This is a genomic window from Clostridioides sp. ZZV14-6154, assembly GCF_020657785.1.
In the GTDB taxonomy this organism is placed as follows: Bacteria; Bacillota; Clostridia; order Peptostreptococcales; family Peptostreptococcaceae; genus Clostridioides.
The window spans coordinates 29,792-40,466 of record NZ_JAGWCY010000003.1; the positions used below are offsets into that span (position 1 = coordinate 29,792).

Below are 10,675 nucleotides of genomic sequence, written 5' to 3' on the forward strand. Positions count from 1 at the left end.
CTAATAACTAGACCATTGGCAAAATACTTGCTTAAGTCTAATATATTTACTTACTTATCTATCACTTTATAATAGTGTATAGTTCTTCCAACTTCTACTTTTTGACTTATTTTCTCCAATTTTACTTTATATTGACCAGAAACTGTATTGATATTACTAGTTGATGTTGATATAATATCATTTACCTGTGGGCTATGCATCTTAATATTGCCATTTATATACATCTCATCATTTTTTATCTTTATTTTGTCATTATGACCTTTTTCAGATATACCAACTCCATTAATACTACTAAGTTCACCATCATAAAATATAACTATTTGTTCTTTATTATTGTATATTAGGTTTCCTTTTTCTGAATTAACAACCATATCAGTAGCATCTATATTGCATCTTAATAATACATTCTTGGCTTCAAAAGCTTCTATAAGATATATCTTATGTTCCCTAAATCTTAAATCCCCTTCCTTAAATTTATCTTTCCCTTTATCATCCCAATAGTCTCCATTGTCATTTGCGATTGTTATATTACTTGACTCTATTGAATTCCCATAAAATAAGGAATAAGCTTCCTTAACTCTCTCGTCTAACTTCAAATAGTCATCATAGTTAAAATTAAAATAAAATTGACCACATCTTGAGATATTTCCTGATACGTAGGTATTAGACATTGAGTCAAACTTGAATCCGCAATATCCACATTGGTCAATTGTAACATTTGTAACAAAGTTTAAGCCCTTACCAATATTGTCAATAGCAATCCTACCAACTTCTTCTACTCTCATACCATTAATAAAAGTTCCAGTAGAAATTTCCATTCCATAATCACATCCCCAAGTCTTTCCATTAGTAATTATTGAATCTTCTCCTGTACTAATACCACGATTACATGAAAAAACAGTAATATCGTTTACTGTAGAATTATTAGGCATCTTAAGTGCAATTTCACCGAAGCCACCAAAGTCTACATTTTCATAATGTCCAGGCCCTTCTGATACATTTTCACATACAATTGCTGATATACATTTCCCTTTGTGTTCACTTGTGAATATTATTTCATGATGAAATCCTGATTCACCATTTGCAGGAGGTTCCTCAGGTGTCTTCTTGCTATTGCAATTGTTTGATTGGAAAGAAATACTTTTAATACAATGCTTTACTCCCTTTATGGTTATCATTGTAAAACTTTCAATTGTACCATCTTCTACCTTTTTTTGATCGAATTTACCAGAAAATTGTGTTGTTCCTGAATAATAATCTGGACTATTTGGATTATTTGACCTAAAATATGTGTCTCCACATAGTGTTAATCGTTTGTTAATCTCTATACCACTTGTAAATAAGTACTTCCCTTTTGGAAAATATATAATAGAGTCTTCTGGTGCAGCATTTATAATTTCTTGCACCCTAGAACTTACATCTTCTGTTTCATCTCTACAAACTCCATAATCTAAAACATTAATCCAGCCACCTGTTTCTTTAATTATTATAGGTTCTCCCATAATTCGCTACCTCCTAAGTTTAAAACTAATCGTTTATTTTTTTATAATAGTACATAGGTTCTCCATTAAGTGTTTTTACACCAATTTGTTCCCATGTTCCACTATGCAATTTACTTATCTCTACTTCTGAATCTAATATTGAAGATATAACAGAATTCTTCTGTAGTTTAGGAACTACTAAATCTTTTCCACCATCATCTACATAAAGTGTATTGTCAATTATCTTAAGTAAATCACCTTGATTTACATCAGAAACTTGAACTCTGCCTACAGAACAAATCTCACCATCATAGAACTTATAAGTATTTCTACCATTTTCTAATAGTAAGTTACCTTTTGCACATTGTATAAAGCTATCAGCTTCAGCATCACATTCTAGAGTTACATTAGTTGTTTCATTCGCTTTGATTACATGTATCTTGCGCTCTAGACCATTTTCTAGAGTATCAACATTATTATTCATCAATACAATATTGCAGTTGTCTAAAGTGTCTCCATAAAGTATAGAATAAGCTCCTTCTTTTTTATCTGGAAGATTTTTATAAGTATCATAGTCAACGTTTTTATAATATTGGCTACAGTTAGTAAATCTTGCAGTTATCTGGCTATGAGACATTTTTTCAAACATAAACCCACAGTATCCACATTTATCAACTGCAAGATTAATCATAAGATTGAAACCAAGTCCTTTATTATTAATACCTACTTCTTGAATATCTTCTATTTTTACATTGTTTAAGCTGACACCAGTTGTAATTTCCATTCCATTTTTACATTTATGAATCTTACTACTAGAAAGCATAGATTTTTCTCCAAGTTTTATACCAAGACCACATGAGGTAACAGTAATATCATTACCAGTTGCATAAAGTGGAATTTCAATTCCTGTTCCCGAAAATCCAGAAATATATAGATGTTCAAAATGTGATAGACCTTGTACTCCTTCACCTTCTGTTATAGCAGATACATCTTTAGGTAATTCATTTTTTATTTCACGATTATCATAGTAAAAGTTAATATTTTTTATAGTTTGATTTGTCTCTGTCAATGTAACAATACTCATATTAGAAACGCCTCTAGTTATAAAATTTGTTGCTCCTATAAATGTTTTTTTATTGTCTTCACTTTCACTTAATTCTAGAACATCTCCTCCATAATAAGAATTTCCTTGAAGTGTTATTTGTTGGCTAATCTTAATACCTTTTTCAAATAAATAGTCACCGTTTGGAAAATATATAACAGAATCTTTTAGTGATTCATCAGAAACAATATCTTGTATCATATCACTTACATCAGATTTTCCAGTAATGTCTATTTTGCTATTTAGTTCCAGCACATTAACCCAGTCTGGAGTTTTAGTTTCAATTGCCATGATTAATTCCTCCTTTTAAAATTTAAATTATTTGTATATACAGGAAGAAGTGTATTTTTACTATAATCATAATAAATCTATATTTGTTTATGACATTTGAGATAATCTTTATCATTAGAATACTTTATTTTTTGCTAATTAATAGAGCTGTTCTTTTTAGTCTTATTACTACTAAAAAATTAATCTGTGAAATCATATAAAATATACTAAATAAATTCAATATTGTATGCCAAATAAGCTGATAGATTTTATCTTCTCATAGTCACACATTTCCTGTAACTCCTATACTAGCATTAAAATTCATCTTATCAGTAGTTGATTTGTTTATAAATTGTTTGTATTTTGTCCATATTTCATTTATATTTAGTTTATAAATCATTTATAATTTACTTATTTTATAAAATTATTAGTTAGTTTATTAAAAGTTAGTACTTCTATTTATGATATGATAATAAAATATGAGTACTGATGTTATGGATAGAAAATCTTTAGAAATATTATTAAAATTAGATAATAGTATTAAAATTAGCAACAGACTTGATATAATTGACAATAAGCTTGATGTGACTGATTACAGACTTGATACAACTCAAAATGATATTATATAAATTAACTTGGATGAAAAACTAATTTTCAAATCTAGCAATTATATACAACAAAAAACTGTAAGTAAATTTGTTTTACACAAATCTACTTACAGCCTCTAAATGGTAGAATACTTTTAGTCTACTATTTATTTTATCTAGATTGTTCTAGAGTCACTCAATCAATAAAATTTAGAGAATCTAACGCTCCTAAAAATACCTCTTACCTACACTGACTTACCCATTTCATATGCCTGTTTCATTGCCTCACTTCCCTTAATATCACCTACATGCCAAGCCCCTACACCATATACTATACCCTTTTCCTTAGCGCCGTTTAGACATGATGTGAATCCTCTGAATCCTTCTAATGTTCTTTCCATAGCTTGCTCACTATTGTCTGCTGCGGCAACAATGAAATAAAACTCTTTTCCAGAAATTTCAGTGTATCTCGAACAGGTTCTATCAATCATAGTTTTCATTTGTGCATTCATAGTATAAAAATAAACTGGAGTTGCCAAAACAATAACATCTGCTTTAATCATTTTTTCAAGAATTTCTTCCATGTCATCTTTTTGTGGGCAACTTCCACCTTTCTCATAACAGACTCCGCATCCTACACAATAATTAACTTCCTTATCTTTCAAAAATATTTTTTCTACTTGATTTTTAGATTCCAATGCCCCTTGCATAAATTGGTCACATAGTAAATCAGAATTCCCACCTTTTCTAGGGCTTGCAGACAGTACAAGTACACTTTTATTCATAAGACAATACCTCCGTTCTTTGACTCTCACTATTATTCTTTAATGTTTTTTCTTTTTCAATAACTTTATCTTCATATCCATCAATCTTACTATTTAATCGTTCTAAAGTTTTCTGCATATCTTCTATTCTTCTAGAAAGCTGATTTCGTTGTTCTATTAAAAGGTCTTTTCTCGCTTTTATAGTTTCATTCCCTTTTTGAAACATAGTTACATACTCAATCAATGTCTCAATGGAAAGCCCTGCACTTCTCATACATTTGATGAAATTAACCCACTCACAATCTTTTTCTGTAAAAGACCTAATTCCACTTTTGTTTCTACTTACAGGTGGTATTAAGCCAATTCGTTCATAATATCGTAAAGTATCTGCTGAAAGTTCGTATTTTTTACTCACTTCTGAAATTGTCACACAAATCCTCCTCCTTTCTTGATAGTGTATAATTTAAAATTCGATTAAACAGTTTGACTGACATTTCATCAATTTCAACTTTTCTATATATCATTAATTATTTTACTTATATTTCATTAACTTCAATTTTTCCGTATAACATTAATTATTTTATGGTAACAATTATTTTTCAAAAATTTCTGCTACATTCTTTAAAGAGTCTACAATTTTAATGTGTTGTGGACAATTTTTTTCACACTGTTTACATCCAATACAATCTGACGCTTTTCCATAAGTTTTAGTGTAGTTATTATAGTAAACCATTTGTGTTGAAAATCCAGTATTAAGAGCTTGCTTTTCTGCATTGTATAAAGCAAAATAGTTTGGAATAGCAATATTTTTTGGACATCCTTCTACACAATATTGGCAAGCAGTACATGGAACTGCAATTGCTTCATTTATAATTTCTACTGCTTCATCTATAACATCATATTCTTTCTGTACAAATGGTTCAAAATTTTGCATATATCCTGTGTTATCTAATAGTTGTTCCATATTTGACATTCCACTTAAAACCATCATGACATTATCTTTACTTGCTGCAAAACGAATTGCCCATGATGGCACTGACATATCTGGATTGTAATCATTAAATAATTTTTCGGCTCTTTCTGGTATTTTTGCTAGTGTACCACCTTTTACTGGTTCCATAACGATAACAGGTTTATTGTGTTTTGTTGCTACTTCATAACATTTTCTAGATTGTATGCTTTCATTATCCCAATCCAAATAGTTAATCTGTAACTGAACAAAATCTACTTCTGGATGTTCATTCAATACTTTGTCTAATAGTTCTGCACTATCATGAAAAGAAAAACCAATATTTTTTATTTTTCCTTCTTTTTTCTTTTCTTCAATAAACTTAAAGCTGTCAAATTTCTTGGCTACCTCATAATGTGATACACCTATATTATGTAAAAGATAATAATCAAAATAATCTACACCACATTTTTCTAACTGTTCATTAAAAATAGACTCCTGCTCTTCTTTTGCTTTCAAAGCCATTAGTGGCAGTTTTGTAGCTACAGTAAAACTTTCTCTTTTATGTCTCTTTACTAGAGATTCTCTAAGTGCTATTTCACTTTTACCCATATGGTATACATATGCTGTATCAAAATATGTAAATCCTCTCTCTAAAAAAGTATCAACCATCTTATTTAAGTAATCCATATCAATACTTGTAGCATCATTTTCATCTTTTACTGGTAAACGCATTAATCCAAATCCTAATTTTTTTTGTTCCATTGTCCTGCTTCCCCCTTTAAGTATTCTCTACTTTAACTTGTTCTTTTAAATACTTATAAACTTTCTATAATTATACTTTACTACTTAGAGTTAACTTCAAGTCAATAGTTTTTTTATTTTTTAATTAAATACTATGAAAATTTATCAAGAAATTTCACCTAAAGTAGAATATTCCCTAACAGATTTAGGAATAAGCTTTTTACCTGTTTTAGAACATATGAAACAATGGGCAAAACCTATTTATCAAATGATAAAAGTAATCGATTTACATATATTCAAGGTTAGAAACATTTTCCCAAGTATTTATGATACAATGTTAAATAAGAAAATAAAAACTTTATATTGAATAATCTTATCTGTTATTTTTAAAATGTTACATTTAATAGTAACTTGATTTTAAGATTATATTTTACTAGTTCATACTAAATAAGAAAATATAAGGATTGTGAGGTAAAAAATATGAATAAGAAAAACTTAGCTATATTAGTGGCAGGTATGATGTTTTTTTCTAGCTCTTCAGTAATATTTGCAAACAACTTAACAAAACAAGAAAGATTAATAGGTAAAACAAGATATGAAACGGCTGTAGAAGTGAGTAAAGTAGGGTGGGTTCAATCAAAAACAGCAATTATAGTCAATGGTAACTCTATTCAAAGCGCACTTTGTTCAAATCCTTTTGCTAAATTAAAAAATGCTCCTATACTTTTAGTAAATAATAATAGCATAGAAAGTTCAACTAAAACTGAACTTAAAAGACTTGGCGTAGATAATGTATATATAGTGGACAGTGGAAATAGTATATCCAATAAAGTAGAAAATGAAATAAAATCACTTAACATAAAAGTAAATAAAATAGTAGGAAATAATATCTATGAAATGTCTACAAATGTACTTAAAGAAATAGATAAGATAAAAAAAGTAGAAAATGTAGCAGTTGTAAATGGATTAAAGGGGTTATCTGATGCAGTTAGCATAGCTTCTCCATCAGCAATACATAATATGCCTATAATACTAGTATCTGAGGAAAACAGCAATAATAGCAGTATAAATTTCTTAAATAATAGGTCTATAAAAAAATCTTATATAGTTGGAGGAAATAAGATTTTATCAGACAATACAGTAAAAAAATATCCAAATAAAGAGAGAATCAGTGGTTCAGATAGAAACAATACTAATGCCAAAATTATTGAGCAATTTTATAAAAACAAAAGCATAAAAAATGTATTTGTTACTAAAGATGGTATGAACAAAGAAAATGCACTAGTAGACGCATTATCAATAGGAGTATTGGCAGCCAAAGAAAATTCTCCTGTAATAATATCTAATGGTACTCTTGCAAACAGCCAAAAAGATTTTATTAAAAATAAAGACATAAAAGAAGTAACACAAGTTGGCGGAGGTGATAACCAAAAAGCCTTTGAGGATATCTTAAAACTAAAAGATGTCGATATAAGAAATAAAACTAAAAAAATATCTTTAATTGAAGCTAAAGAAATATTAAAGCAAGCTGTTCCAGGAAGTAATGTTTTAGTTTGTTACTACGACCAAGATGATAACAAATACGACAGTAAGGTTATAAAGGATAATATTGTATATGAAGTAGAAATAGATGCATACTCTGGTAAAATAATAGAAATTGAAAAAGATGATGATATAAATAACGATAACTTAAATGTAAAAAATATATCTTTAGATAAAGCTAAATCTATAATCCTAGATGCTATTCCTAATGGTAATTTAATGTACTGTAAATATGATGCTGACGATAATGAATATGAGGCTAAAGTTGTAAAAGATAATAAAACATATGAAATAGAGATAAATGCATTTGATGGAAGAATTATAGATATTGATATGGATGACGATTCTGATGATAATGATTATGATGACTCTGATAATAATCAAAATAATAGTGATTCTAATGCTAATAACAATAAATCTATAATTAGCATTGAAAAAGCTAAGTCAATAATGCTAAATAAAGTACCTGGTGGTAAAATAGTAAAATTTGAATACGATGAAGATGATAAAGAATATGAAGGCGAAATAATAAAAGGAAGCAACGAATATGATATAACAATCAGTGCAATCACTGGAAAAATATTAGAATATGAAGTTGATACAATATAGTATATAGTTCTAATTATACAGTTTATAAAAAGTTTCTTATTTTATATTGCTGGAATTTAAATTTTATATTACTGGAATTTTAAAAATTCCAGTAATATTTTTTATTATCAATAACACTAAGAATCCTATTTAATATTAACAATTCTATTTAATACTAACAATCCTATTTTCTATACATATAACATATCTGAACATAAACTATATCTGAATTTTAGATTTTTTGTAATATCTATTCTAGTATATCTCTTCACCATTATAATCACTTTTCATTTAAATAAGTCTTGAATTCTTGACCAAACAAAGTCTCTGGTTTTATATCCACTAGCATAGGAGTATCCTTCCAGTTCTTAACTCTTGATTCTATAACTTTATAAAAATCTTCTAATCTATGACCTTCTTTTCTTCTTTCAGCTATAAGTTTGTTGGCTGTTTCTGAATCAAACCTAAAACTTTCCCCTGATTCTTTATTTAATTTTTTTATAATATTTTCATAAATACTTTCTATATAATAGTCATCCTCTTCCACATCAGTATTTTTCTTGGAATTCTTTTTTAATAACTCTTTTTTTAAATTTTTTTTTAATAATTCTTTTTTCTTTGTTACATCTTCTGTTTCATCTACAGTATGAAGTTCTGGGTCATAACCCCATGGTCTATACTCTTTATCCATATAACTGTACATATTGGTATCACTGACTTTATCTTTCTTATACTTATATTCATATTTTGATACCTTTTGGCTACTATTATTTGTTTCATTAATATTTTCCAAGATATCTTCAAAAAAACTTCTACGTTTCTTTATTACACCTGTATCACTACTTTCAGAACATATATAACTATATACAGAGCAACAATTTCCCTTCACTCCTCGACTTATTAGTCTCAATATTCCTAAATCTATAAACTCATTTACAAGCCTACTTATTGTAGATATTGATAAACCAAGGTCAGATGCCGCCTTTCTTACGGTCATCTGAAACTGTCCCCTTGGTAAAGTTCCCTTTAATCTTTGTATATTTTCTTTTCTCATTATATAGTGATTAAACCTTATTTTATTTACATCACTTCGCTCGTTAAAATATAATACTGCTGAATTTAATTGATAAAAACCATTGTTCATATTCTTATGCCCCCAATTCAAATAAATAGTTGTTTGTAAATATTTTTGTATTTCTTAATAATTTATTAGATGATTATATTTTATTAAAAATCATTCTTCTATATTTTTCATTTTAAAGTTTTAAAGGCATTATGTTAATAGATGAGATTTAACTTTTTTATTTAAACAATAAATTTAATAATTTTTTTAATATAAATATTTTCTTGGTTTATAAATATTTTCTTAAAATTGATATATAGTTCTCAGTATCAAAATTTACAGCCATACTAGATATTAAGTTTTTGTCCATGTTATAGTCTCTAACTTTATATAAATATATAACCAAATATACAATCGAAAAATATATCATTATGTTATACTAAGTGTTACAAAGTAAGATACTAATTCTCTTATAATATAAATTGTTATTATATATAAGAAAAATTCCTAATAAAAAATCTATTTAACATTTTGTTTACTTTAAATCTCACATACTCAACGCTTTATTTACTATAAATAAGGATATTTAAAATATATATTTTTGTAATAAGGAGGTATACTTATGACTGATTCCCAAAGTAAAAAAGAATACTTACGTAGTATTTGCAAAGTACAGGACTATATAGAAGAGCATTTGTATGATTCTCTTTCTCTTGAAGAGCTCTCTAATATAGCAGGTTTTTCAAAGTTTCATTTTCATAGGATTTTCAAAGCGATAGAAAAAGAAACATTATCACAGTATGTAAGTAGGTTAAAACTAGAAGGAGCCACGTCTTTTCTTATTCATCGTACTGACATGACAATTACTGATATTGCACATTATTTTGGTTTTACTGATTCCGCGGTTTTTTCACGAGCATTCAAAAATTACTATAAGATAAGCCCTATAAAATATAGAAATAATTATAGCAAGAATTGCAAAGAACCATATAAAATTTCTCAGTATAATAGATACATATCAAAACTTAAATCTAAAAATAATAGAGAGGTTAAAGGAGAAATTGAAATCTTAGAACTTGATAATGTAAATACAGCTTATATTAGATACACTGGGTCATATGGAAATTTAGCTAGTCATTTTCCAAAGATTGTAGAAAAACTCTTTGAATATGCAAATGAGCAGAATCTAGTTGAACTTGAAAAGACAAATATATTAGCTATTTATCATGATAATCCTCAATTTACACAAGAACATCATTTGAGGACTAGTATTTGTATGACAATTCCAAATAATATTGTTGTCAAAGAAAATAGCGACCTTGGTAATATGACAATACCTTCTGGTAAATATCTTGTGGGGCATTTTAGTATTTTTCAAAATGAATATAGTGATGCTTGGGATTTTATGTATAATGAATGGCTATCAAATGATGAGCATAAATTACGTAATTCTTTCCCTTTTGAAGTATACCTTAATGACCCAAATACTCACCCACAAAATAAACATATAGTTGATATATATTTACCTATAGAGCCTTTTTAATACTATGATTTCGCTTAACCTCTTCTTATATTAAGGATTAAA

Annotated in this window: 10 protein-coding genes; 4 read left to right on the top strand and 6 right to left on the bottom strand. The window is 27.7% G+C overall.

The window, feature by feature from the left end:
- Window positions 1–50: 50 nt before the first annotated feature.
- Both KGF45_RS09430 and KGF45_RS09435 read right to left on the bottom strand, forming a co-directional pair.
- Window positions 51–1,502, bottom strand: a complete 1,452-nt coding sequence (locus tag KGF45_RS09430) for a glycoside hydrolase family 55 protein (RefSeq protein WP_227828377.1) — start codon at window positions 1,500–1,502, stop codon at window positions 51–53.
- 25 nt (window positions 1,503–1,527) lie between these two features.
- Window positions 1,528–2,874 carry a glycoside hydrolase family 55 protein gene (locus KGF45_RS09435; protein ID WP_227842381.1) on the bottom strand — a complete coding sequence of 449 codons (1,347 nt, stop codon included), beginning with the start codon at window positions 2,872–2,874 and terminating at the stop codon, window positions 1,528–1,530.
- A gap of 458 nt (window positions 2,875–3,332) precedes the next feature.
- Between KGF45_RS09435 and KGF45_RS09440 the strand changes: the two genes are divergently transcribed.
- On the top strand, window positions 3,333–3,482 hold the full coding sequence (locus KGF45_RS09440; protein WP_227842382.1) for a hypothetical protein: 150 nt from the start codon (window positions 3,333–3,335) through the stop codon (window positions 3,480–3,482).
- 203 nt (window positions 3,483–3,685) lie between these two features.
- On the opposite strand, the gene KGF45_RS09445 is transcribed toward KGF45_RS09440, so the two are convergent.
- The 3 genes from KGF45_RS09445 to KGF45_RS09455 form a co-directional block, all read right to left on the bottom strand.
- Window positions 3,686–4,225, bottom strand: a complete 540-nt coding sequence (locus KGF45_RS09445; RefSeq protein ID WP_227842383.1) for a flavodoxin family protein — start codon at window positions 4,223–4,225, stop codon at window positions 3,686–3,688.
- Window positions 4,218–4,634: a MerR family transcriptional regulator gene (locus KGF45_RS09450; protein ID WP_227828373.1), complete on the bottom strand. Its 417-nt coding sequence runs from the start codon at window positions 4,632–4,634 to the stop codon at window positions 4,218–4,220. Before KGF45_RS09450 ends, KGF45_RS09445 begins: the two co-directional genes overlap by 8 nt.
- A 162-nt stretch (window positions 4,635–4,796) precedes the next feature.
- A complete protein-coding gene (locus tag KGF45_RS09455) occupies window positions 4,797–5,918 on the bottom strand; it encodes an aldo/keto reductase (protein ID WP_227828372.1) in 1,122 nt (373 codons plus the stop codon).
- A 133-nt stretch (window positions 5,919–6,051) separates the two neighbouring features.
- Here KGF45_RS09455 and KGF45_RS20445 point away from each other — a divergent pair, with 133 nt between their 5' ends.
- Entirely contained in the window at window positions 6,052–6,264 is a 213-nt protein-coding gene (locus KGF45_RS20445) for a winged helix-turn-helix transcriptional regulator (protein WP_413894788.1), read from the top strand.
- Window positions 6,265–6,377: 113 nt separating this feature from the next.
- Window positions 6,378–8,048, top strand: coding sequence for a cell wall-binding repeat-containing protein (locus KGF45_RS09465; RefSeq protein WP_227842385.1), 1,671 nt, complete (start codon window positions 6,378–6,380; stop codon window positions 8,046–8,048).
- A gap of 259 nt (window positions 8,049–8,307) precedes the next feature.
- Here the strand turns inward: KGF45_RS09465 and KGF45_RS09470 are convergent, their stop codons facing one another.
- Window positions 8,308–9,171, bottom strand: a complete 864-nt coding sequence (locus tag KGF45_RS09470; RefSeq protein ID WP_227842386.1) for a conserved phage C-terminal domain-containing protein — start codon at window positions 9,169–9,171, stop codon at window positions 8,308–8,310.
- A gap of 541 nt (window positions 9,172–9,712) precedes the next feature.
- Here KGF45_RS09470 and KGF45_RS09475 point away from each other — a divergent pair.
- The gene (locus tag KGF45_RS09475; protein WP_227828368.1) at window positions 9,713–10,633 is read left to right on the top strand and encodes a GyrI-like domain-containing protein; all 921 of its coding nucleotides are present in this window, start codon (window positions 9,713–9,715) and stop codon (window positions 10,631–10,633) included.
- Window positions 10,634–10,675: the final 42 nt, after the last annotated feature.